Here is a 23,746-nt window from a genome sequence, read left to right as displayed (position 1 = left end):
CGGACGTGCATTCCGGCAACCGCGTTGGTGGACCGGAAATACCGCCAGGTCGGACAAACCTCATAGTCGGCATCGACTTCGGCCGGGCGGCACGCTCTGCCGGAAATGGATGAGGCACGATGCCCGTGAACGCGACCAGTGCGGCCGCGCCGTCCCCGCTGCTCTTCGCCGGTTTCCCGGCGAGCTCCTGGGCCTTCGCGCTGCGGGTATGGCTGGCGATGCTGCTCGCACTCTATGTGAGCTTCTGGCTCGAGCTCGAATCTCCGTCGTCATCCGCCCTCACCGTTGCCGTTCTGGCGCTGCCGACACGCGGTCAGGGCATGGAAAAGGCAGGTTATCGGCTGCTCGCAACCGCTATCGGCGTTGCGGCATCCATCGCAATCGCGGGGATGTTCTCCCAGACCGACAGTCTCCTGCTCGCAGTGCTCGGCATCTGGGTCGGGCTCTGCGTCTATGTGGCGGGCATGCTGGATGGGAACCGCGCCTATGCTGCGGCTCTCTGCTGCATCACCGTCGCCCTGATCGACATCCAGCAGATCGACACCCCGCTGCAGGTGGTCCCGACCGGCGTCGCGCGCGGCGCCGCCATCGGCATTGGGGTCCTTGCGGTGGCGCTCGTGAACGAGGTTCTGGCCGCGCCGAACTACCATCCGGTGCTGGCAAGCCGCATCGAGGCGCTGCACCGCCGCGTCACGGACCTCGCGCAGGATGCCGAGCATGCCTCCGCACCGGCCGCGGCGAGCCTGCTGCATGACATCGCGGCGGTGCGTCCGGAGATCGCCAGCCTTGCGACGGAATCGAGCATCGGGACGGCAAGAGCCGAGGCCGCGCGCTCGGCGCTGGTCGATCTCGTCAGCGCGCTCTCTCTCGACCGCATGCTGGCGGTGCTCCCCGCCCCCTCCCCAAATACAGCCAGGCTGGTCGCGATGTCCCGATCCTGGCTCCAGACCGAGATCAGCCGAAAGAACGCGCAGGTGCGCAGCAGCCTCGATGCGCTGCGTGAAGGGACACGCCCATATCGTGCATGGCGCGCGCCGCTCTATCGCTCCCGCCGCATCGCGGCCGAAACCGCTGCACGGGCCGCGATCTCATTCACGCTGATTGCGGTCTTCTTCGTGCTGACAGGCTGGCCGAGCACCGAGCTCTGCCTCTCGCTCGTCGCGGTCATCATCGGCCTCAGCTCGACGTCGCCTGCGCCACGGACCTTCACGCTGGTGACGATGATGGCGATGCCGATCGCCTGCGTGCTGGCGGGCATCCTGAAATACGTCGTCTTCAACGGTGTGTCCGAATTTCAGCTGCTGGCGATCGGTCTTGCGCCTGTCGTCATCGGCTTCGCGCTGCTGATCTCGCTGCCGAGCCCCATGCTGTCTTCCCTCGGTCGCCTGGTCCTCGTGTTCACACTCGCCGTGCTCGCGCCGACCAATCCGCAGAGCTACGACCCCGAAGTGTTTCTGGTGACGAGCCTGTTCGCCTGCCTGTCGTCGGTGCTCGTCTTCACGGCGCAGACGCTGCTGCCTCCCTTGTCGGGCGATCGGCGCGTGCGACTGCTGCTGAGAGAGGCTGGGAGCGAGCTGAGCCATCTCGACAGCGGGCGAGCCCGAGACCTCGCACCAGAGGAAGCCGCGTTCCGCGACGCCGCGCGCATCGACCAAATTCTGACCGCGAACGGCTCGGTCCTCAATGGTCCGATCACAGCCAAAGCGATGCGCTGTTTCGACCAGGCGGAAGCCTTGCGGCGTTGCCGCGCCGAACTGGACCGGTTGACACAGGGGCCGCTCGCTCATGTGGCACAGGACGCGCGAGAGGCCCTCGCCCAGCGCAACGGCGCCGCGATCCTCGCGGCTGCCGAGGCGCTGCGCGAGGCCGCAGCGCGGAGCAACCTGTCCGCCAATTCCGCCATTGCCGTGCTGATCCCGGCAAGCAGCGCATTCGCACCGTTACTGTCTCCTAACCAAGGCGAACGGCCATGACGAACACCTATCGGGAACTCGTCGTCGGTGACGTGCTCATTGCTCCCATCGTCTCCTATGCGGCAATCGCGCTGCTTGCGTTCCTCATGCTTCGCCCGTTGCTGCGCTTCGTCGGCTTCGCGAGAGTCTTCAGCAATCCGTCGCTGGCCGAACTTTGCCTCTACGTGGCGATGTTCGGCATGCTCGCACTGTTCTTCTAGGGAGAAGTGTCATGGAAGCTACCATGCCTCGGGATGCCGCCCCGCTTCACGGCGAACCGCCAGCCGATGCTGACGCCGTAGACGGCTCAAATGCGCGGGAGACTGTGGCGCGCGACACCAGCGATCGCGCGTCCGACAGCCTCAGACCTTCGGCATGGACGACGCTCTCCACGAGGCCGCGGCGTCAAGCTATCGGCCATTTCATGCGCGGTGCCGGCAGGCATCTTGCGACCCTCGGCATCGCACTTGTCGCAGTTGTGATAGCGGCTGCGACCTGGCAGCACTACGTCACCGCGCCCTGGACGCGAAACGGCAGCGTCCGCGTCCAGGTCGCCAACGTTGCGCCGCAGGTTGCGGGCAAGATCGTGGAGCTGCGGGTGGCCGACAATCAGTTCGTCCACAAGGGCGACGTCCTCTACGTGATCGATCCGTTCGACTTTGAGGTGGCGGTCCGCGTCGACAAGGCTCTGGTCGACCAGCGGGCCGCGGACCTCGTGGTGAAGCAGGCCGAGTTCGACCGCCGGCAGCATCTGTCCAATCTTGCAACGACGCCCGAAGAACAGCAGATCTATGCAGGCAATGCGGCGCAGGCGAAAGCTGCCTACGAGGCTGCGGCGCACCAGCTCGCACTGGCGGAGCTGAACCTGAAGCGCACCAGCGTGGTCAGTCCGGTCGACGGCTACGTCACTAACCTCCTGTTGCGCGCGGGAGACTATGCCGTCACCGGCGTCAGCAACGTTTCCGTGATCGACTCCGACAGTTTCTGGATCGACGGCTATTTCGAGGAAACCAAGATGGCCCGGGTTTGCGTCGGCGATCGTGCCGAAGCACAACTGGTCGGTTATTCCAAGCCGATATTGGGACATGTGAAGACCGTGACGCGCGGCATCAGCGTGTCGAACGCCGCCGCGGGCGCGCAAGGCCTGCCCAACGTGGATCCGATTTACACCTGGGTGCGGCTCGCGCAGCGCGTACCAGTTCGCCTCGCCATCGACACCGTGCCACCCGATGTCCCGCTCGTCTCCGGCATGACCGCGACGGTAACGATCCGGCAGCCCTCGGCGGGCGGGGGCCAGACTTGGCTCGACCGCCTCCGCGAGCACTTCGTCGATCCCGTCTCCGGTTTGTTCGGCGCGGGGCCGCCGCCTCGTGCGAACTGCCTGCAGGCGACATCGCAGCAGCGACCCGAGGTGGAAGCACTTCCCTATGCCCGCGAGCCCGCGGTTCCGCCGGCAGCGAAGCTCGCACCCGGGCTGACACCCGGCATCGACGCCTCGCCACGCCTGCCCTGAAGCGCACGGGCCTCTCGTGAATCATGCGAAATGAGAAACAGCGGGGGTTCGTGAAATACTTCGGCTGCGGGATCGGCGATGGTGTGCATGTTACGTGACTGAGACCCCCAAGTCACGGCTCGAGCCTCCCTCCTCCCTGGGCATACGAGCATTCAGGGGCCGTCCTCCCCAAGGGACGGCCCCCTTTTTTCGGCAGCACAAGGCGCGATCGATGACATCGTCCGTTCAGGACTCTCCGGCTTAGGGGCTGACGTGACGCGAGAGCCAGGTGCGGACGCCCTCAAGGCTCCTGAAATCATCCAGCGAGCGCGCCGGAAGTCCGGGCGCGATGTCCGCAGCCATGCCGCTCAGCGCATGTCCCGGCCCCAGCTCGAGAAACCCCGTTGCACCCGCTTCAACACAGGCTTGGAGGCAATCGGCCCATTGCACGGTTTGCGAGATCTGCGCGGCCAGTTTGTCGAGACCAGTCTCGCGCGAGACGACCGGAGCAGCATCGACCCCGCTTAGAATGCGCGCACCGGTGCTTGGCGGGAATAGCACCGGCGCCAGGCGCAAGGCTTCGCGAAATGCGACATACGCGCCAGCGAGCCGTTCGGTGTGAGAGGCAACCTCAACCGGCAAGGCGACGACCCTTGCGCCGTGCATCGCCCGCGCCTCTGCGGCGATCTGACCCAGCGCCTCCCGGTCACCGCCGATGACAAAGGCACCGCCCGGATTGACGATCGCAATCGCTGCGCCATGGCGCTCGCAAAGGCGATCGACCTGCTCTCGCGATAGGCCGCGGACGAAGACCAGTCCATCGCCGACGCACGTCGCTGCATCCATGGCCTCCGCCCGGCGCGCCACGAGGTCGAGCGTGACGGTCGCCTCAAGGAGGCCGCAGACGCCCCAGGCCGCGACCTCGCCGACACTGTAGCCGGCAACGATGGCGCCACGCGGAACGGCATCGCCGAGCGCGGCCGCCGCGGCGAGTGCCTGCAAGGTACACAGAATCTGGCCGGCGCGATTGCGGTGCAGGGTCTCATCGGATTCGCGGCGCACGAATTCGCGCGGATCCCCGCCACCGAGCAACGTCGCCGCGTGCGCAAACAGGCGCGCAGCTTCCGGCGCATCGCCCGTGAGGGCGAACATGTCCCGATGCTGCCTGCCTTGTCCCGAGCACAGGATCGCGAGCGTCATGGCTGAGGAGAGAGCATCGCGATCGCAACCGCGAGGGTCACGACGCTGAAACCGGTGCTGGCGATGACCATGGAGCCGATCGTCGCGGAGTCCAGCCGGTAATTAACTGCAAACAGGATGCCGAAGAAGCCCGAAGGCAATGCCGCGAGCAGAATCGCCGTCTTCGCAACATCAGGGGTGAGGTGAAAGCCGTAGACGATCGCGACCGCCACCAGCGGACGCATAACATCCGCAGCTCCCGTTGCGACAATGACTCTCAAGTCCAGACGGAGCGACTGGGCCGACAGAACGAGACCGGTGAGGAACAGGGCAACGCCTGCAGCCGCGTTCCCGATCAGAGTGAGGCAGGCATGGACAAGTGCATCGAGATTCAGATCGAACAACGAGAGCGCAATGCCAAGCGCGGGTGCCCACACCACAGGCTTGGCGAGCGCGCGCCGCACCGCCGTCAAAACCGGCTGCGACGGCGCATCGGCGCCGCGGGTCTTGGCTGTGCTCATCTCCACGATCACGAGGGTCAGGGGGCTGACGAGGATCGAGCCGGTTGCGAGCGCAACGGCGACCGGGACGACGCCGGTTGGCCCGAGCACGGTCGACAGGATCGGCAAACCGACGCCGGCAAGATTTGGGAAACCGACCGTCAGCGCCTGCACCGATGCGTCGGACCTCGTCACCGCAAAGAAGGTGCGCTCGAACCAGTACCAGCCGACATAGATGACCAGTATCGTCACGCCGAACACCAGGAAGACCGGAGCTTGCTCGGCGATCCGGTCGCGCGGGGCCGATGCAGTCGCGGCGAACAGCGAGGCCGGCAGTGCGAAATCCATCACAAGCGCATTGAGGCCTTCGACGTGACCATTGTCGACGATGCGGGCCTTGCCTGCGACGAACCCGAGTAGCAGGACGAAGAACACCGGCACCAGCGCCATCAGGATGACGTTCGAGGTCATGAGGTCGGCCCCTCATGGGCGTCGACGAAGAGCGTCATGGCAAGCAGATCGGCCGATCCCCCTGGACTGAGACGGCGGGCGATGAAGCTGTCATGGATCGCCTGTGCGCGGGTGCGCCAGCCGGGCGCTCCGACGCCGCCTGAAGCGATGAAGCGGCGCGCCGCATCATGTGCAAAGTGAAGCCCGTCCAGCCCGCCGCGATGCAGAAGGTTGGTGTCTTCGACGGAGCCGATCAGGGCAAAGCACGCCTCGACCCGGGCGGCTTCCGTATCGTGCGGCACGACAGACATTGCTCTGTGCAAAGCTGGTAGGCCGATTCTGTAGATACTCGGAAATCCTGCCGCAGCCTCGATACGCGCACCGCCGGCGCGAAAGCGGCGGCGGGCCGCGCTGCCATGGCTGTGCAGCAGCACGGGACCGTCGAGGATGCTGCCGCCCCACCGACGCGTCACGACATCGCCAAGCGGAAGCCGTGGATCGATCAATCCACCGGCTCTCGCGCCGGCCGCCGCGCACAGCAGTCCGAGCCCGAAGATCGCGCCACGATGCGTGTTGACCCCCGACGTTGCCGCGAACATGGCGCGCTCCGCCTCGAGGCCGATGATCCGCAGCCGCCCCATGCCGCAACCGAGCGCACCCGCATCGGCCAGGCGTTGCAGATAAGGCCTGATCGCCGCAGCGCTGCGGCGAAACGTGCCCGCATCCATGTCGTCGTGACTGCCGTTGTCGACGTGGCTCACGAGCCCCGGCTTCGGCCAGGTTTCGAGTTCCTTGACGAGGCAATCAGCGGCGACAGCACCGATGGCGGGGACATTGGGCGTGATCTGCGCCCGGCGCAGCGTCGTCCGTTCCACGCCTCTTGCGGCGGTGGTGATCATGATGCCATCGCTCCCGAAATGAATTGACGCCTGCCGAGCAGGACCACGCACTCAATGTTCTTGACCAGAAGCTCGCTCGCACCGCCGTGGAATTCGCGCCAATTGACCGCAGCGCCGTCCGCAGCCATCAGCTCGCCATCAAGCCGCATCGGCGCATCGGTCTCGATCGCGGCAACATCGGCGACGAAGCGGTCGATGTCGGTCTCGGCTCGAAACTCGAACAGGACATCGAGGTCGGAACGAGTGGTCACGTAGTCGAGCCCGGTCAGTGACTGCCAGGCCAGGCTGCCGAAGACGCGCGCATCCACCGCATGGCGACGCGCCAGCGCGTCGAGCCGGTCGAGCGTCGGCCACCAGTTGCGCGGCGCGTAAGCCCGCGCCTGCCGCAGCAACGGCGGCCTTGCGACGGAGGTGACGTGGTCGTCATCAACCAGGAGGGAAATCCGCCTCTTGCCGGCCGAGGGCGGCAGGGGCAGTCCCAAAGCAAGGCCGTTTGCCTCGCCTGGCAAGGCGCGGCGTCTGATCGTCGGCCATCGCATCTTGGGCCAGCGCGCGACCAGCGCATCCGTTGCGAGATCGCCGCGTGCGTCCAGCATCGTGCGCCATCCTGCGGGGCTGACGAAGACGAGGTCGTGACGACCCGGCGGACGCTCAGCGTGCTTGCAGGGCCAGGTCACGAACACGCTCCGCGATCTCGGCGGCCTTGAGTCGGCCGCCACGCGCCTTGCCGAGCGCATCCCGCCTGTCCCGCGCTGCCGGCATGTCGGCCAGCAGCGCCTCCAGCTGATCGGCGAGCGGGGCGGCATGGCTCCATATCATGTGAACGGCGCCCATCGGCGCGAGATTGGACAGGCCCGGCGCGAACACCGGCGTCGACCTCGCCTTCTCTTCCAGAGCTTCCATCGACAGCTTGGTCACCTTCGCCATCGACGGCAGGTCCATCACCGCAGGATCGGCGCCGGGCAGCCCGACCAGAACCCGGGTCGCAAGTCCCGTCGCGAGCAGCGCGCCCGCCGCCGAGTGACCGTAGAGAAGGCCGATGGTCGGGCGGCCGTTCATGTCCGCGTGGATCAATGCCTTGGCCAGATGCGCGAGGAATTCGTTCAGCCCGAGCAACTCGTCGCGCTTGCTCATGCGCTGGCTGTCGCTGTCGACAAGCACCAAAATCGGGCCGCTGTCCCGGCCGATCGACTTGAGGACATGGCCGGACAACCTGATCGCCTCGTCAACACCCAGCGCGGTCCGGTCCGCGACACCGAGGACGAGCATGCTGCCGCCGGATCGGAGCCTCGCCGAGCCGAGAAGGACGCCCCTGTCGTTCCTGACCTCATGGCCGTCGGGGAAGAGCGAGGCGAGAATGTCATCGAGCGTCACGGCTGATCCTCCCGATCCTGTCAGCGAGCGCAATGAACTGATCGGCCGGCAGCTCCGGAACCGTCTCGGCATGCGCGATGCCTTCCGCCGTCCAGATGTCGACGGCATCGAAGCAGGTACTGAGACGGCGCAACCGGTCGGCAAGCCGCTCCTGCTCCGCCTTCAATTTGTCGAGGCCGAAAGGTCCGACCAGGCCCAGCAGCTCCAGCGCGGCCTCGCGAAAATCCTGCACATTGTCGTCGGCAAAGACGTCGGCGGCGCCGAGCAGCCGGCGATGCTTGCCGCCCATGGTACGCCAGACCAGCGAGCGGTCGCGCGAGTCGAACTCTTCGACACCGCGATTGGTCTCGATGACTTCGGGCCCTGACACTGCGATGCGCCCGGGCTCCGAGACGGCGAGCGCCGAGCAGCAGCCGGCGATCAATCCGCCGCCGCCATAGCATCCGGACTTGCCACCGATCAGGCCGATCACCTTCACGCCGACGCTGCGCGCCTCCATCACCGCACGCATGATCTCGGCGATGGCGAGCTCGCCGGCGTTGGCTTCCTGCAACCGCACGCCGCCGGTGTCGAACAGGATCAGGACCGGGATCGAGCCGATCTCGCGTGCGGCGCGGAGCAGCCCTGTCAGCTTGGCGCCGTGCACTTCGCCGAAGGCGCCGCCCATGAAGCGGCCTTCCTGAGCGGCGACGAACACCGGCGAGCCGTCGAGCCGGCCGCGACCGACGACGATGCCGTCGTCGAACTGCTCGGGCAGATCAAAAATCTTCAGGTGCGGACTGACCTCGCGCTGCTCCGGCCCAATGAACTCGATGAAGCTGCCGGCATCGAGCAGCAACTCCAGCCGCGTCCGGGCCGACGCTTCATAGAAGCTGGTGCCGCGGGCGCGCTCGGCCGGCGTGATATCCTCGAGTGGCGCGGTCATTGGCCGTTCTCCGCGATCGACCGCACCGCCTGCGCCAGCCGAAGCGAGACCGTATCGGGGCGCGCGCCGCCGTCATTGATCGAGAATCTCAGCCCGCCGGGCGAATAGCGCTCGACGAAATCGCCGACGACGGCGGTCCACACCTCTCCGAAGCCAACTGCCGCGGTCTTGATGTCGATGGCGCATTCCGCGTCCGGCAAGACGCGCTCCACCAGCACTTCCAGATTGCCCGAGGCGACCACGCCGACGATTGCGCTCTGCCTGGTGCCGCCGGCCCTTGTGCGAACGCTGTGCGCGAACTTAAGACCTTCCATGGACCGTCCTCACCAGTTTCTGAATTTCGACGGCGGCGCGTAGAGGCCGCCCGACCAGCGCACGAGATCCTTGATCGAGCGCGCAGCGAGCTGGCTGCGATCCGCATCGAGCGGATTGATGCCGAGATCCTCCGGGCGGCGGATTACCCCGCGCTCGCGCAAGTGCGCGACCATGCTGTGGTCCCGCCGACGGCCGACATCGGTGTAGCCCGCAACACCGCGAATGGCCTGCTCGCGCTCCTGCGCGGTACGGCATAGCAGGAGGTTGGCCACGCCCTCCTCGGTAACGATATGCGTGACGTCGTCGCCATAGATCATGATCGGTGCGAGCTCGAGGTTCAGCTTCTCGGCGAGCTCGAGGGCATCGAGCCTCTCGACGAACAGCGGCACGTTCTTGTCCCCGAACGTCTCGCCGATCTGCACGACCAGCTTGCGGCCGCGGCGCATCAGGGTCGCGCCATCGGGGTCAGCCTCGGCTCCCGCCTTCAGCCAGGGCTCGCTCGGATGACGGCGCCCGCGCGCATCCGCGCCCATGTTCGGCGCGCCGCCGAACCCGGCGATGCGGGACGTGGTGACGGTCGACGAATTTCCCTGCAGGTCGATCTGCAACGTGGAGCCGATGAACATGTCGCAGGCATAGAGACCCGCGGTCTGGCAGAAGGCGCGATTGGAGCGCAGCGAGCCATCGGGGCCGGTGAAGTAGACGTCGGATCTGGCTCGGATGTAGTCATCCATGCCGACCTCCGACCCGAACGAGTGGATCTGCCGCACCCAGCCGGTTTCGATCGCGGGAATCAGCGCGGGATGCGGATTCAGGGCGAAATGGGTTGCGATCCTGCCTTTCAGCCCCAGCCTTTCGCCGAAGGTCGGCAGCAGGAGCTCGATGGCGGCCGTGCTGAAGCCGATGCCGTGATTGAGCCGCTGCACGCCATAGGGCGCATAGATGCCCTTGATCGCGAGCATTGCGGTCAGGATCTGTCCCTCGGTGATCGCGGCCGGATCGCGCGTAAACAGCGGCTCGACGAAGAACGGCTTGCCGGACTTGACGATGAAGTGGACTCGGTCCGCCGGTATGTCGACACGCGGTACCGTCTCAACGATGTCGTTGACCTGGGCGATCACGATGCCGTCCTTGAAGGCGGTCGCCTCCACCACGGTCGGCGTGTCCTCGGTGTTGGGGCCGGTGTAGAGATTGCCGTCGCGGTCGGCGCTGACGGCGGCAATCAACGCGACCTGCGGAGTCAGATCGATGAAATAGCGGGCGAACAATTCGAGATAGGTGTGGACCGCGCCCAGCTCGATCTTGCCGCCGAACAGCATGCGGGCGATGCGCGCCGATTGCGGCCCGGAATAGGCATAGTCGAGGCGCTTGGCAACGCCGCGGTCGAACAGGTCCAGATGCTCGGGCAGAACGACGCCCGACTGCACCATATGCAGATCGTTGATCCTGGAGAGATCGGCGGCCAGCAGGGCGCGGCTGAGCAGATCCGCCTGCTTCTGGTTATCGCCCTCCAGGCAGACCCGATCGCCGGGCCTTATCACGGCCTCCAGCAAACGCGTAGCGTCTCGGGCTTCCACGATCTTGCCGCGGGCAAGCACGGCGCCTGCGGAGATACGGCCATCACGCGTCGCGCGGTTGGTCTGCCAGCTCGTCATGGCCTTTGCTCCTCGGCGCGCCTCACCGCCACAGTCCAGTCCGGGACTGGCGCCGGTCGTCTCGATCACGGTCATGGAATTCTCCGGGGTTGGCGGTCAGGCCGGCGGGAGTGCTGCCGCTCCCGCCGTCCTTCCTTCCGCCGGCCGTGCGTCAGGACCGGCAAAACACGTCGTCAGCGGGTAGCCGGTTGATCGGTGCTGCGTGCGGCGCGAGTGATGACGGCCGCCACTTCCTTCGGATGCGACTCGTAGACAGAGTGGCTGGCGCCCGGGATCACGGTGGTGTGGCTCTTGGCACGCTCGTAGTACCAGCGCTCCAGATCGGGATTGATGATCTGGTCGCCGCCGGCGACGATGCCCCAGCTCGGCTTGGTCTTCCATGCAGCCGCCGTCAGCGGCGTGCTGAACACCTGCGCCGCGGCCGGGACCTGGGAGCGCGCCACGAACTCGGCGCGCTCGCGCGGCAGATCGGGTGCAAACAGCTTCGGGAATTGCACGGGATCGAGATAGGTGAACTTGTCGGGCGTGACCTTGATGACGCCTTCGGTCTTGCCGAGCACGCTCGGCGTCTTCTTGCCGAGCGCCGATTCGTCCTCGCCGACGTCAGGGGCGTGTGCGGCGACGTAGACGAGGCCGACGACGTTGGGATGGACGCCGGCCTCGGTGATGATCGAGCCGCCATAGCTATGGCCGACGAGAAGTGTCGGACCATTCTGGAGATCGAGAATCCGCTTTGCTGCGGTGACATCGTCGGCGAACGACGTTTCGGGCTCCTGGACCATGGTGACATGGAAACCTTCCTTGGTCAGGATCTCGTAGACCGGCTTCCAGCCGGACGCGTCCACCCAGGCGCCGTGGACCAGGACGATGTTCTTCAAGGGTTCTGCACGCGCCGGGGCGACGCTCGCGAACACGGAAAGGGCGGCAGCAAAGGCGAGACCTGCATTGAGGTGTTTCATGTCGGGATCACTCCGGGTTGGAATGATGCGACACTAGGTTGGCCGCTCGCTCACGTATTTCGGCAAACAACGGCCCTTGCCACTTCGCACGCCCGGGCAGTGTCCGCCGCAGTTCTGATCCAGCCCTCGTCCGATTTCTCTGATGGCACGACCTCGTGCGCATGCGAAACGGCCAGCGTTCGCAAGCGAAAGACGGCGCGTATCGGTTGTGTCATTCGAGACAAACGTTCATTACCGCCACGAAGGATCGAGAATGACATCGAATTCACTCATCCAGATTGCGGCTGTCACTATAATCCTCCTGGAGGCGGCATCCCCGGCTCGTGCTGCGTCTTGCGAGAGGTCGATCGGGCATGTTCAGGCACAGCTGGACGCAGCCATTGAGAAGATTGCCGGCGTACATGGCTGGGGCCCGGAGAGCCTCGATGCACTGCGCGGTCATCAGCCCACGCCGCGGTCGCTGGCGCAGGCGGAAGGTCAAAGCGGAGTGCACCTACAGCTCGCGCTCGATGCACTCGACCGCGCGCGCGCCGCCGACCGTTCCCACGACATCGCCACATGCCGCCGGGAGCTGTCCGAGGCAACGCTGCTGCTTCAGAAGCGGCCCCATTGATCCTGGAGGGACCGCCCTTTCGATCGTGCAGCCAGACAGCGGGACGTGCGTTCAGGGAATACCGGCACGCCGGCCGCTCCCTATCGTCCCGCGCAAATGAAAGGATCCGGAGCAGCCCATGCGAGAACAGCTCTCATCGAATAGGTTCGGATGCCGCCGATTTGCATCGATGCATCTGGGCGTGGCGCTCGCAACTGGCCTGATCTGGCTGATCCCGGTCGCAGCAAATGCGCAAATGACGCTTCCGATGACGCAGCCCTCCGTCGGCATGTCCGCAACCTCGCCGCTCAACCTGGGCTCGACGCGGCCTGCAGGCATTCCGCTGGGCGCGACCGAAATCGCAACGCCCGGAATATCGCCAATCAATCCTTCGCAAGGGATGACGAACTGCGCCGTATCCGACAATGCCGGATCGTCTGGAGCCCTGTTCGACGGCGGCGGGCTTTCCGGAAGCTCGTCACTCGGCTGCCCCAGCGGCACGACGACTCAGTCGCCGTTGCCTCCTTCGACATCGACGGTCGGACGCGTCGGGATTCCGCTCGGATCTACCGAGCTCGGCGGCGGCGGAATCAGCCCCTCCGTACCGGTGCCCGGCCCTACGTCCATGGGCAGCACGAGCTCAATCAGCGGTTCCGGCAATCCCTGAGATCAGGAAGGACCATTACCGTGAAACGGAACCTCACCATTGCACTGGTTGCGCTCGCCGCGATCCTGATCGGCGCAGCTCTCTGGTTCTTCGGCACCGACCGCAGGCCGGCCGTGGCCGCCGCGCCGGTGCCGGTCGTCGTGCCGATCGTCGCTGCCACCGTCACCGGCAAGGACGTTCCGATCTACCTGCGCGGCATCGGCACCGTGATCGCCTACAACACCGACGTCGTGCGTAGCCAGATTCAGGGGCAGATCGTCAAGATCGCCTTCACCGAGGGACAGACCGTCAAGGCCGGCGACCTGCTCGCCCAGATCGACCCGCGCCCTTACCAGGCACAGATCGAGCAGCTGACGGCCAACCGCGACAGGGACCAGGCGCAGCTTGCGAATGCCGAGGCCAATCTCTCACGCTACAATCAGCTCGGCGACAAGGGCTATGCGACCCCGCAACTGATCGAAACGCAGACGGCGCAGGTGGCGCAGCTCAAGGCTGCCGTGACGGCCGACCAGGCGCAGATCGATCAGGCCAACGTCCAGCTGAGCTACACGCGCCTGACGTCGGCCATCCCCGGCATCACCGGCGTGCGCCAGATCGACATCGGCAACGTGATCCATCCGACCGATCCCAACGGTCTGGTCGTCGTCACGCAGATCGAGCCTATCTCGCTGCTGTTCACCCTGCCGCAGACCGACCTGCCGGTGATCCAGGAGCACGCCGCAAAGGGATCACTGAAGGTCATCGCCTACAGCCAGGACAACAAGATGAAGCTCGACGAAGGCACGCTGCTGCTGGTCAACAATGAGATCGCGGGGACGACCGGCACCGTCCAGCTCAAGGCGGTGTTTCCGAATCGTGAGCACCGGCTGTGGCCGGGCCAGCTGGTGAACGCGCGCCTGCTGCTCGAGATTCAGAAGGACGCGCTCACTGTCGCGGGCTCGGCCGTGCAGCAGGGACCGAACGGCAGCTATGTCTACGTCGTGTCCGCAGATCAGACGGCCGCCTTGCGCCCCGTTCACGTCGCACAGATCAGCGATGGCCAGGCACTGATCGACCAGGGGCTGAAGTCAGGTGACGTCGTCGTGGTCGACGGTCAGTACCGGTTGACGGAAGGCAGCCGCGTCCGCCAGCTGCATGGCAAGGCCGCGCAGGAAGCCGACCTGCAGAGCGCCGTGCAAGACGCGATCCCATGAACCTCTCCGCGCCCTTCATCCTGCGGCCGATTGCAACCGCGCTGCTGATGGCCGGCCTGCTGCTGTGCGGCCTTGCGGCCTATCCACTGTTGCCGGTCGGTGCGCTGCCGAACGTCAATTACCCGACGATCCAGATCTCGGCGCAGCTGCCCGGCGCCGATCCAGGCACCATCGCCTCGTCCCTCGCCACACCGCTCGAGCAGCAGCTCAGCCAGATTCCCGGCGTGACGCAGCTCACCTCGTCCAGTGCGCTCGGCGTCGCCCAGCTCACGGTGCAGTTCGAGCTGTCGCGGACGGTGGACAGCGCGGCGGTGGACGTGCTTGCCGCGATCAATGCCGCGAGCCCCTTCCTGCCGCCGAACATCCCCTACCCGCCGACGATCCGGAAGGTGAATCCCGCGGAGACGCCGATCATGCTGATCGCGCTGACGTCGGACTCGCTGCCGCTGACGACGGTGGACGCCTATGCCGAAAACATCCTGCTGCCGAAGATTTCGCAAGTGCCTGGTGTCGGCCTCGTCGGCATCGGCGGCCAGCAGAAACCCGCGATCCGTGTTCGCGTCAATCCGCAGGCACTCGCCGCCCGCGGCATCGGCCTCGAGGACGTCCGCAACGTCATCGCCGGCGCCAATGTCGATCTGCCGAAGGGCACGCTCAACAGCCCGCGCGTCACCTACACGCTGAACACCAACGACCAGCTGCTGAAGCCTTCCGCCTACGAAGACCTCATCATCGCCTATCGCAACGGCTCGCCGGTGCGGATCCGCGACGTCGGCACCGCGATCGAGGCGCCCGAAAACGATCTCCTGGCGGGCTGGTACGGCAAGGATCGCGCCATCATTCTGGCCGTCCAGCGCGTCCCCGGCGCCAACGTCATCGAGACGGTCGACCGCATCAAGAAGCTGCTGCCGCAACTGCAAGCCTCCGTTCCGCCCGCGATCAAGGTGACCATCGCAGCCGATCGCACCGCCACCATCCGCGCTGCCGTTTCCGACGTGCAATTCACGCTGCTCTTGACGGTCGCCTTGGTGGTGATGGTCATATTTCTTTTCTTGCGGAATTTCTGGGCCACAATCATCCCGGCGATCACGGTTCCCCTGGCGCTGATCGGAACGTTCGCGGTCCTCTACGTGCTCGGCTACAGCCTCGACAACCTCTCGCTGATGGCCTTGTCGATCGCGGTCGGCTTCGTAGTGGACGATGCCGTCGTCGTCATCGAGAACATCGTGCGCCATCTCGAGCAGGGCATGACGCCGATGGAGGCGGCGCTCAAAGGCTCCGCCGAGATCGGCTTCACGATCGTCTCCATCACCCTGTCGCTGATCGCGGTGTTCATCCCGCTGTTCCTGATGGGCGGTTACGTCGGCAAGCTGTTCCAGGAATTCGCCGTAACCATCACCGCCTCACTGCTGCTGTCGCTGGTCATCTCGCTCACCCTGACGCCGATGATGTGTGCCCGCCTGCTGAAGGACGATTCGCGGAAGAAGCACGGCCGGCTCTATCTCTTGTTCGAGCGCGGCTTCGATGCCCTGCTTTCGCTCTATGCGCGGGGCTTGCGCGTCGTGCTGCGCCATCGCTTCGTGACGCTGCTCGTGATGCTCTCGACCGTCGCGTTGACCGGATATCTCTATGTGATCATTCCCAAGGGATTTTTCCCGCAGCAGGACACCGGGCAGATCGTCGGCATCACCGAGGCCGCCCAGGACATCTCCTTCCCCGCCATGTCCGAACGCCAGCAGGCTATCGTCGACATCCTGTCGAAGGATCCGGCGATCCAGTCGGTGGCGAGCTATATCGGTCCGGGTGGCCCGACCGCGACGCTCAACCAGGGGCGCATCTTCATCGTCCTGAAGCCGAAGCCGGAGCGCAAGGCGAGCGCCGACCAAATCATCGATCGGCTGCGCCCGCGGCTCGCCCATATCCAGGGCATCACGCTCTACATGCAGGCGGCGCAGGACATCACCATCGGGGCGCGCCTGTCGAAGACGCAATATCAGTACACACTGACGGATGCGGATTCCAACGAGCTCACCCACTGGTCGGCGATCTTCCTGGAGAAGCTGCGCGCGCTCGACCTCATCACCGACGTCGCCAGCGACCAGGCCAATTCCGGTCCGAGGCTGGAGGTCACCGTCAATCGCGAGGTCGCCTCCAGCTTCGGCATCCTGCCCACGACGATCGACAATGCGCTCGACGACGCCTTCGGCCAGCGCATCGTCTCCACCATGTTCACCTCGCTGAACCAGTACCATGTCGTGATGGAGGTCGATCCGCGCTTCCAGTACGGCCCTGAAGCGCTCAAGGACATCTACCTGAACTCGGCCACCGGCCAGCAGGTCCCGCTCAGCACGCTGGTTCACGCCGTCATCAAGCCCGCGCCGATCCTGATCAATCACCAGAGCCTGTTTCCGTCGGTGACGATCTCGTTCAACCTGCGGCCAGGCGTCGCGCTGGGCGATGCGGTGACGGCAATCCAGAAGATCGAGAAGGACACCGGCAAGCCCGCCTCGCTGTCGACCTCGTTCCAGGGCAATGCCCAGGCCTTCCAGTCCTCGCTATCGGGCACGCCGCTGTTGATCGAGGCGGCGCTGATCGTGATCTACATCATTCTCGGCGTCCTCTATGAGAGCCTGATCCATCCGATCACGATCCTGTCGACCCTGCCTTCGGCCGGCATTGGCGCGCTATTGCTACTGCTAGCCGTCCACATGGATCTCAGCGTCATCGCCATCATCGGCATCATCCTCTTGATCGGCATCGTCAAGAAGAACGGCATCATGCTGGTCGATTTCGCGCTCGAGGTGGAGCGCCAGCATGGGCTCAGCCCAGAAGAAGCGATCTACCAGGCCTGCACGCTGCGCTTCCGCCCGATCCTGATGACGACGATGGCGGCGCTGCTCGGCGGCGTGCCGCTGATGATCGGCTCCGGTACCGGTGCGGAGCTGCGCCAGCCGCTCGGCTACACGATCGTCGGAGGCCTGATGCTGTCGCAGATCCTGACGCTCTACACCACGCCCGTCGTCTATCTCTATCTCGATCGGCTCGGCAACTGGCTGACCGGACGCAAGCCGCACGCGGCCGAGACATCCACACCATCCACGACCGAGGCAGAGACGGGATTGAGCCACGAATCCGTTTGAGAAGCTCCCACACCAGCAGCGTCGTGCGTTTTGACAATGTCTGTGAAAACGCAAAAGACGCGCCGTTCCGCACCGCGGTAAATCTCCGGGATGACGTCTGAGCGCCTGGATGGCTCTAACCCCGTACAGCCCCAGCGATGGTGGCGCCGCGTGCTGCCGATCCAGACAATACAGGATCGCATTCTCCTGTGGGCCTGGGGCAGCCTTGTTTTGACCCTGCTGTCCTTCGCCTGCTCACTGCTCGGAGACAATTTCACGGCGATCGCTTTCGCCGCTTTTCTGGCCGCTTCGCTAACGCTCGTCGGCGCGATCATGGATATCACGGCCCTGAAGAAGGCCCATGTCGAGCTGGAGCGCAGCGAGCAGCGTTACCGCCATTTGTTCACCCGCATGCCGATCGCGCTCCGGCAGCTCGACGCCAGCGGGCTGGTCGTGCTTTTTCGGAAATTGCGCGCCGAGGGCGTCAAGGATCTCGGCGCCTATTTCGACAGCCATCCCGAATTCCTCCGCACCTGCATGGATGCGCTCTCGTTTCAGGAGGCCAACGAACGAGCCATCCAGATGTTCGGGGGAGGCGTCGAAGACTTTGTCGGGCGTTCCATGGCCGACACCTGGAAGGAACGGCCCGATACGTTCCGACGGGCGATGGAGTCCCGCTATCGCGGCGAGACGAACTTCGAGGAAGAGACCAGGATGGTCACGTGGGACGGTCGCATCGTCGACGTTCTCTTCACGACCGCGCGCGTCGGCCCTATCAATGATCTCGACATAAGCCTGGTCGGCACGATCGACATCTCACAGCGTGTTCGCGCCCAGCAGAAGCTGCAGCAGGTGCAGGCCGAGTTCGCGCATACCGCGCGGGTCTCGATGCTCGGCGAGCTCACCGCGTCGATCGCCCATGAAGTCAATCAGCCCCTCGCGGCTATCGCGACCAATGGGGCCGCCGGACTCCGTTGGCTGAATAGGCCATCTCCCGATATCGTCGAGGTCCGCAAGACCATCGAAAACATCGTCGTGGATGCGCAGCGGGCGGCAAACATCGTGGCACGTGTTCGCGGAATGGCTTCCAGAAGGGCCGCCGAGCAGACGTTCCTGTCATTTGACGAAATCATCCGCGAAGCGCTTCTCTTTCTCCGACATGAGCTCGAATCCCACGCGGTGACGATCGTGCACCGGCCCGACCCGAGCGCGCCGCAGGTGCTCGGTGACCGCACCCAGCTCCAGCAAGTGATCGTCAATCTGGCCATCAACGCGGTGCAGGCGATGATGCAGGCTGGATACGACGATCGTCGAATCGTCATCAGTACGGTCATGCCGGACGCGTCGACATTGTGCTGCTCCGTCGAGGACAACGGTCCCGGCATCGTCGCCGAAGATGTCGATCGGCTGTTCGACAGCTTCTTCACGACCAAGGAGAGCGGGATGGGCATGGGACTGTCCATCTGCCGGTCGATCGTCGAAGCGCATGGAGGACGGATCGGCTCGGAAGGCAGCGGCGCGCAGGGCGGAGCCCGCTTCTGGTTCACGCTGCCGGTCTCCATTCCAGTGGATTCGCCGCGCTGCGATACGTAACCGCAACGTCTCCGGCGCTTGGCTCTATTCCCCGGTCGCAGCCGAGCGCACCAGGCGGATCGGAACGCCCTTATATGACGGCGTGAAGCTGAGAGGATCGCGGGCATAGAGCGGGACCAGCGGATTGGTCTCCGGATAGTACGCCGCACAGCAGCCGGTCGGGAACGCATAGGCCACGACGCGGAAGTTGCGCACGATCCGCTCGGCGCCATCGGTCGATGCGGTGATCAGGTCGACGCGATCGCCGTCGGCTAGTCCCCGCTTCTTCAGCTCATACTCGCTAAGGAAGACCACGTCCCGCTGGCCGAACACACCGCGGTAGCGGTCGGACATCGAGTAGAGCGTGGTGTTGTACTGGTCGTGGCTGCGGATGGTGGTGAGCCAGAGGAAATCGGGATCACTCTGCGGCGGATCTTCGCCGCAGCCCGGGAAGACCAGGAAATTCGCCTTGCCCGACGGCGTCGCCCAGATCCGCTCGCGCGCCGTCGAGGTGAGGTGAAAGCCGCCAGGGACACGAATACGGGCATTGTAGCCCTGGAAGATCGGGAACACCGCCTCGATCGCATCGCGGATCCGGTCGTAGTCGGCAACGAAGCCGTCCCAGTCGACCACCGTGCGTTCGCCCAGCGTCGCCTTGGCGACGCCGGCAATGATCGCGACCTCGCTGCGGAGATGCTCCGACGCAGGCTTGTTGCGGCCGCCGGACGCATGCACCATCGACATCGAGTCCTCCACCGTGATCGACTGCGGTCCTGTTTCCTGAATGTCGACCTCGGTGCGTCCGAGGCATGGCAGGATCAGCGCGGCGCGGCCGTGGATCAGGTGGCTGCGGTTGAGCTTGGTCGAGACATGGACGGTCAGATCGAGCTTGCCAAGGGCCGCCTGCGTCGCCTGCCAGTCCGGAATGGCTGCGGCGAAATTGCCGCCCATCGCGAAGAAGGCCTTCACCTCGCCGCGGATCATGGCCTCCAGCGCGGTGACGACGTTGTGTCCCGGCGCGGACGGCGGCTTGAAGCCGAAGCGTTGCTCCAGGCGCTCGAGGAAGTCCGCCGTGGGAACCTCGGTGATCCCCACGGTGCGATCGCCCTGCACGTTGGAATGACCGCGAACCGGGCAGACGCCGGCGCCTTCGCGCCCGACATTGCCGCGCAGCAGCGCGAGATTGGCGATCTGCTGCACGTTGTGCGCGCCGCGCCAGTGCTGGGTGATGCCCATGCCGTAGACGATGATGGCACGCTCTGCCTTCACATAGGCGCCGGCCGCATACTCCATGTCCTCGCGCGTCAGGCCGGACTGACGTTCGATGTCGGGCCATTGCGTGCGCTTGAGGTCGTCGATCAGCGCTTCAACGCCGACGGTGTGACCACGAATGAAGTCCCAGTCCAGGATCTCCGGCTGCTCGGCGGCACGGACGGCCTCGTCCGCTTCGACCAGGATCTTCATGATCCCCTTGAGGACGGCGACATCGCCGCCGACCCGCACCTGGAACAGCTTTGAGCTGATCGCCGTCGACGACAGCGTGATCATCTCGACCGGGCTCTGCGGCGCCTGGAATCGCTCCAGCGCACGCTCGCGAAACGGGTTGAACGAGATGATCGATGCGCCGCGGCGCGCCGCATTGCGCAGGCTGGTCATCATCCGCGGGCTGTTGGTGCCCGGATTCTGGCCGAAGATGAAGATGCAATCGGCCTTGTCGAAATCCTCCAACAGCACGGTGCCCTTGCCGACCCCGAGCGAGTGCGGCAGGCCGACGCTGGTCGCCTCATGGCACATGTTCGAGCAGTCGGGGAAATTGTTGGTGCCGTATTCGCGCACGAACAGCTGATAGAGGAAGGCTGCCTCGTTCGAGGTCCGCCCGGATGTATAGAACTCCGCCATGTTCGGGTCCGGCAACGCCCTGAGCTCCCGTCCGATCATGTCGAACGCATCGCTCCATTCCACCGGAAGATAGCGGTCGGATGCGGCATCATAGGCCATCGGATGCGTGAGCCGCCCGACCATTTCGAGATCATAGTCGCTCCAGCTCGCGAGCTCGGTGACGGTATGCTCGGCGAAGAATTCAGGAGTGCAGCGCTTTGAGGTTGCCTCCCAGGCGATCGCCTTGCCACCGTTCTCGCAGAATTCGAATGACGAGGTGTGCTTCGGATCGGGCCATGCGCAGCCGGGGCAATCAAAGCCTTCCGGCTGGTTCATCCTGCTCAGCGTCGCCGCGCCCTTCAGCGGCACGCGTTGGACCAGAAGCGCCTCGCTGAGGGCCTTGAGCGCGCCCCAGCCGCCGGCTGGTTCACGGTAGGGACGAACCGATTTCGTGGTCATCTCGACATCTCTCGATCTTGCGCTTCTTTCAGGCCAGTTAAGGATCGCGCGGGCAGCGCCGTCTTTTCAAAACGAAGCCGGATTTCTCAATTGCACACGCTCGAACCCGGACGGCTGGCCGCAGCAGCCAGTGCATTCCGGCAAAAAGAGCGCCGTTCCCGGAAGCTGAAACGACAAGCGGAAACTAGGGTCGGCGGTTGGAGCCCCGTCGCGAGAGGGCTTTCGACAATTTTCAGGAGCGACCCAACATGTTTTCACGACGTGACGTGCTGGCCATGTCCGCGGCAGGTGCCGCCATGGTCGGCTCCAGTGCGCAAGCCGCAAGCTTCGGCAATCCGGACGAGCCGCCGCAGGGCGCCGTAAACGCCAGGAGTCCGGGAAGCCTTAGCGATCCCGGTCCGCAGAATCCGGCCCTCGCCAAGCAATTCCCCTCCATGCAAACCCCGCCGGCGACCGACGTCGGCGGGCTGCCGATGGATTGGGCTTCATTCAACAATGCACCGAAGCGCATCCAGAATGGCGGCTGGGCCCGTCAGGTCACCGTCGAGGACTTCGCCATCTCCAAGGAGATCTCCGGCGTCAACATGCGGCTGTCTGCCGGCGGCATCCGCGAGCTGCACTGGCATCAGGCCGCTGAATGGGCGATCATGACCTATGGCACCTGCCGCATCACGGTGCTCGACACCCAGGGACGCCCCTATGTCGCCGACCTCAAAGCCGGCGACCTCTGGTATTTTCCGCCGGGCGCGCCGCATTCGCTGCAGGGACTGGGCCCCGACGGCTGCGAATTCGTGATCTGCTTCGATGACGGCCACGCCAATGAGTTCAACACGCTGCTGGTGACGGATTGGCTGGCCCATACCCCGCCCGAGGTCCTGGCGAAGAATTTCGGCGTCCCGGCCGAGGCCTTCGCGAAGATCCCGCTGCACAATCTCTGGATCTTCCAGGGAACGGTGCCCGGCGATCTCGCCGCAGATCGCGCCGCAGTCGCAAGGCACGCCGAAGCGCCGCCCTACCCGTTCGTCCACTCACTCGGCAGCTCGACCCCGGTCAAGGAGAGCTCCGCCGGAAGCATCCGCGTTGCCGACAGCAGCAACTTCAAGGTGGCCACCACCGTCGCCGCGGCCCTGGTGACGATGCCGCCGGGAGCGGTCCGCGAAATGCACTGGCATCCGAACGCCGACGAGTGGCAGTACTACATCAAGGGCAAGGCGCGGATGACGGTGTTCGACACCGGTCCGAACGCGCTGACGACGGATTTCTCGGCCGGCGACATCGGCTATGTCCGGCGCAATCTCGGCCACTATGTGGAGAATGTCGGCGACACCGAGCTACAGCTCGTCAGCGTCTTCCGTGCGCCGCGCTACGAGGAGGTCTCGCTCTCCAACTGGCTGACGCACACGCCGCCCAAGCTGGTGGCCCAGCATTTCAACATCGACGAGAAGCTGATCGCCCAATGGCCAGACAACAGTCCTGGCGTCATGCCAAAGTCCTGAATGAAGCCCAACGAGAGGCCTCAACGAGAAAGGCGCCGGAAACGGCGCCTTTCGTTTCATTCGAGGTTCGAGCGTGTAGCCGTCAGTAGTGATCCGCCGCCGCAGCCGTCTTGCCGCGGAAGACGCGATAACCCACCGCGACATAGAGCAGCATCAACGGGAACACGAACAGGCCCGCCCCCCAGAACATGAAGGCGAGACTCGCATGAGGCGCGGCCGCCTCCTCGATCGTGACGACGAACGGGATCATGTAGGGCCAGAACGACAAGGCAAGCGTGCCGAAGGCCGACGCAAAGATCAGTGCGACCATGTGGAACGGCCAGTAATCGTCGTGGCGCAGGATACTCGTAGCGAGCATTGCGGCGGCACCGGCGCCGATGAGGGGAAACACGAACAGATAGGGCCGCTCGATCCAGCGGCGCAGGATTGGCAATTGCTCGACAAGCGCATGCGTGAAGACGACCACTAGGAAGGCCAACACTGCGACTGCGAGCAATGGGATCTGCCGCCGCGTGGCGTCGCGGATCGGGCCCTCGCACTTCCTCACCAGCCAGCAGGCTCCGAGCAGCGCGTAGCCGAAGCACAGGCCGATCCCGCACAAGACCGAAAAGCCGGTCAGCCAGCCGAAGGTCCCGCCGACATATTCGCCGTTCGAAAATTGCAGCCCCTCGACCAGCGCCCCGACCATGACGCCCTGCATGAAGCTTGCGGCAAACGATCCCACCGTGAAGCTGACATCCCAGATCCGGCGCGAGCGCGAGGCCTTGCCGCGAAATTCGAACGCGACACCGCGCAGGATCAATCCCAGCAGCATGACCACGACCGGGATGTAGAAGGCGGGCATCAGCATGGCATAGACCACGGGGAACGCACCCCACATGATCACGCCGGCGACGACAAGCCAGGTCTCGTTGCCATCCCAGACCGGCGCGATCGTGCGCAGCATCTCCTCGCGCCTCGCCTCGCCATCGGCGAGGCCGAACAGCATGCCGACGCCGAGGTCGAACCCGTCCAGCAGAAGATAGATCAGAATGCTGATGGCCAGCAGCGCAACCCAGAACATCACCATG

The 23,746-nt window shown here is 65.1% G+C and carries 20 protein-coding genes; 9 read left to right on the top strand and 11 right to left on the bottom strand.

Features of this window, described 5'->3' with window-relative positions; all coding sequences use genetic code 11:
• The first annotated feature begins 119 nt into the window (after positions 1-119).
• From CVM73_RS05485 to CVM73_RS05475, 3 genes are read left to right on the top strand one after another with little or no spacing between them, the layout of a single operon-like run.
• On the top strand, positions 120-1,973 hold the full coding sequence (locus tag CVM73_RS05485; RefSeq protein ID WP_100230983.1) for an FUSC family protein: 1,854 nt from the start codon (positions 120-122) through the stop codon (positions 1,971-1,973).
• The gene (locus tag CVM73_RS05480) at positions 1,970-2,173 is read left to right on the top strand and encodes a DUF1656 domain-containing protein (protein ID WP_100230982.1); all 204 of its coding nucleotides are present in this window, start codon (positions 1,970-1,972) and stop codon (positions 2,171-2,173) included. Before CVM73_RS05485 ends, CVM73_RS05480 begins: the two co-directional genes overlap by 4 nt.
• An 11-nt stretch (positions 2,174-2,184) precedes the next feature.
• The gene (locus CVM73_RS05475; protein ID WP_100230981.1) at positions 2,185-3,465 is read left to right on the top strand and encodes an HlyD family secretion protein; all 1,281 of its coding nucleotides are present in this window, start codon (positions 2,185-2,187) and stop codon (positions 3,463-3,465) included.
• A 240-nt stretch (positions 3,466-3,705) separates the two neighbouring features.
• Here the strand turns inward: CVM73_RS05475 and CVM73_RS05470 are convergent, their stop codons facing one another.
• The 9 genes from CVM73_RS05470 to CVM73_RS05430 form a co-directional block, all read right to left on the bottom strand.
• A complete protein-coding gene (locus tag CVM73_RS05470) occupies positions 3,706-4,644 on the bottom strand; it encodes an acyltransferase domain-containing protein (protein ID WP_100230980.1) in 939 nt (312 codons plus the stop codon).
• Positions 4,641-5,594: an AEC family transporter gene (locus tag CVM73_RS05465; RefSeq protein WP_100230979.1), complete on the bottom strand. Its 954-nt coding sequence runs from the start codon at positions 5,592-5,594 to the stop codon at positions 4,641-4,643. The genes CVM73_RS05470 and CVM73_RS05465 overlap by 4 nt, the downstream gene beginning before the upstream one ends.
• Complete coding sequence (gene mdcB, locus CVM73_RS05460; protein ID WP_100230978.1) at positions 5,591-6,472, bottom strand: triphosphoribosyl-dephospho-CoA synthase MdcB; 882 nt, start codon at positions 6,470-6,472, stop codon at positions 5,591-5,593. Before mdcB ends, CVM73_RS05465 begins: the two co-directional genes overlap by 4 nt.
• Positions 6,469-7,149, bottom strand: coding sequence for a malonate decarboxylase holo-[acyl-carrier-protein] synthase (mdcG, locus tag CVM73_RS05455; protein WP_100230977.1), 681 nt, complete (start codon positions 7,147-7,149; stop codon positions 6,469-6,471). Before mdcG ends, mdcB begins: the two co-directional genes overlap by 4 nt.
• A complete protein-coding gene (gene mdcE, locus CVM73_RS05450; protein ID WP_100230976.1) occupies positions 7,124-7,846 on the bottom strand; it encodes a biotin-independent malonate decarboxylase subunit gamma in 723 nt (240 codons plus the stop codon). The genes mdcG and mdcE overlap by 26 nt, the downstream gene beginning before the upstream one ends.
• The gene (locus CVM73_RS05445) at positions 7,833-8,771 is read right to left on the bottom strand and encodes a biotin-independent malonate decarboxylase subunit beta (RefSeq protein ID WP_167406646.1); all 939 of its coding nucleotides are present in this window, start codon (positions 8,769-8,771) and stop codon (positions 7,833-7,835) included. The genes mdcE and CVM73_RS05445 overlap by 14 nt, the downstream gene beginning before the upstream one ends.
• On the bottom strand, positions 8,768-9,085 hold the full coding sequence (gene mdcC, locus CVM73_RS05440; RefSeq protein ID WP_100230975.1) for a malonate decarboxylase acyl carrier protein: 318 nt from the start codon (positions 9,083-9,085) through the stop codon (positions 8,768-8,770). Before mdcC ends, CVM73_RS05445 begins: the two co-directional genes overlap by 4 nt.
• Positions 9,086-9,094: 9 nt before the next feature.
• Positions 9,095-10,741 (bottom strand): malonate decarboxylase subunit alpha, encoded by a 1,647-nt coding sequence (gene mdcA, locus CVM73_RS05435; protein WP_100231133.1) that lies wholly within the window; start codon positions 10,739-10,741, stop codon positions 9,095-9,097.
• Between the two features lie 173 nt (positions 10,742-10,914).
• Complete coding sequence (locus CVM73_RS05430) at positions 10,915-11,700, bottom strand: alpha/beta hydrolase (RefSeq protein ID WP_100230974.1); 786 nt, start codon at positions 11,698-11,700, stop codon at positions 10,915-10,917.
• A gap of 253 nt (positions 11,701-11,953) precedes the next feature.
• Between CVM73_RS05430 and CVM73_RS05425 the strand changes: the two genes are divergently transcribed.
• The 5 genes from CVM73_RS05425 to CVM73_RS05405 all read left to right on the top strand — a co-directional run bounded on the left by CVM73_RS05425 (position 11,954) and on the right by CVM73_RS05405 (position 18,864).
• Complete coding sequence (locus tag CVM73_RS05425; protein ID WP_100230973.1) at positions 11,954-12,313, top strand: hypothetical protein; 360 nt, start codon at positions 11,954-11,956, stop codon at positions 12,311-12,313.
• Positions 12,314-12,431: 118 nt separating this feature from the next.
• Complete coding sequence (locus CVM73_RS39650) at positions 12,432-12,959, top strand: hypothetical protein (RefSeq protein ID WP_158237541.1); 528 nt, start codon at positions 12,432-12,434, stop codon at positions 12,957-12,959.
• A gap of 20 nt (positions 12,960-12,979) precedes the next feature.
• Positions 12,980-14,152, top strand: a complete 1,173-nt coding sequence (locus tag CVM73_RS05415; RefSeq protein WP_100230972.1) for an efflux RND transporter periplasmic adaptor subunit — start codon at positions 12,980-12,982, stop codon at positions 14,150-14,152.
• Entirely contained in the window at positions 14,149-17,292 is a 3,144-nt protein-coding gene (locus CVM73_RS05410; protein ID WP_100230971.1) for an efflux RND transporter permease subunit, read from the top strand. The genes CVM73_RS05415 and CVM73_RS05410 overlap by 4 nt, the downstream gene beginning before the upstream one ends.
• 150 nt (positions 17,293-17,442) lie before the next feature.
• Entirely contained in the window at positions 17,443-18,864 is a 1,422-nt protein-coding gene (locus tag CVM73_RS05405) for a sensor histidine kinase (RefSeq protein ID WP_245452218.1), read from the top strand.
• A gap of 24 nt (positions 18,865-18,888) precedes the next feature.
• Here the strand turns inward: CVM73_RS05405 and CVM73_RS05400 are convergent, their stop codons facing one another.
• The gene (locus tag CVM73_RS05400; RefSeq protein WP_100230969.1) at positions 18,889-21,180 is read right to left on the bottom strand and encodes an FdhF/YdeP family oxidoreductase; all 2,292 of its coding nucleotides are present in this window, start codon (positions 21,178-21,180) and stop codon (positions 18,889-18,891) included.
• 248 nt (positions 21,181-21,428) lie between these two features.
• Here CVM73_RS05400 and CVM73_RS05395 point away from each other — a divergent pair, with 248 nt between their 5' ends.
• Entirely contained in the window at positions 21,429-22,676 is a 1,248-nt protein-coding gene (locus tag CVM73_RS05395; protein WP_100230968.1) for an oxalate decarboxylase family bicupin, read from the top strand.
• An 82-nt stretch (positions 22,677-22,758) separates the two neighbouring features.
• Here the strand turns inward: CVM73_RS05395 and cydB are convergent, their stop codons facing one another.
• The gene (cydB, locus tag CVM73_RS05390) at positions 22,759-23,745 is read right to left on the bottom strand and encodes a cytochrome d ubiquinol oxidase subunit II (protein ID WP_100230967.1); all 987 of its coding nucleotides are present in this window, start codon (positions 23,743-23,745) and stop codon (positions 22,759-22,761) included.
• Position 23,746: the final 1 nt, after the last annotated feature.

This window comes from Bradyrhizobium forestalis (assembly GCF_002795245.1).
Classification (GTDB): Bacteria; Pseudomonadota; Alphaproteobacteria; order Rhizobiales; family Xanthobacteraceae; genus Bradyrhizobium; species Bradyrhizobium forestalis.
Note: the sequence above shows the minus strand (reverse complement) of the source record. Positions and strands in the feature narration are given on the sequence as shown.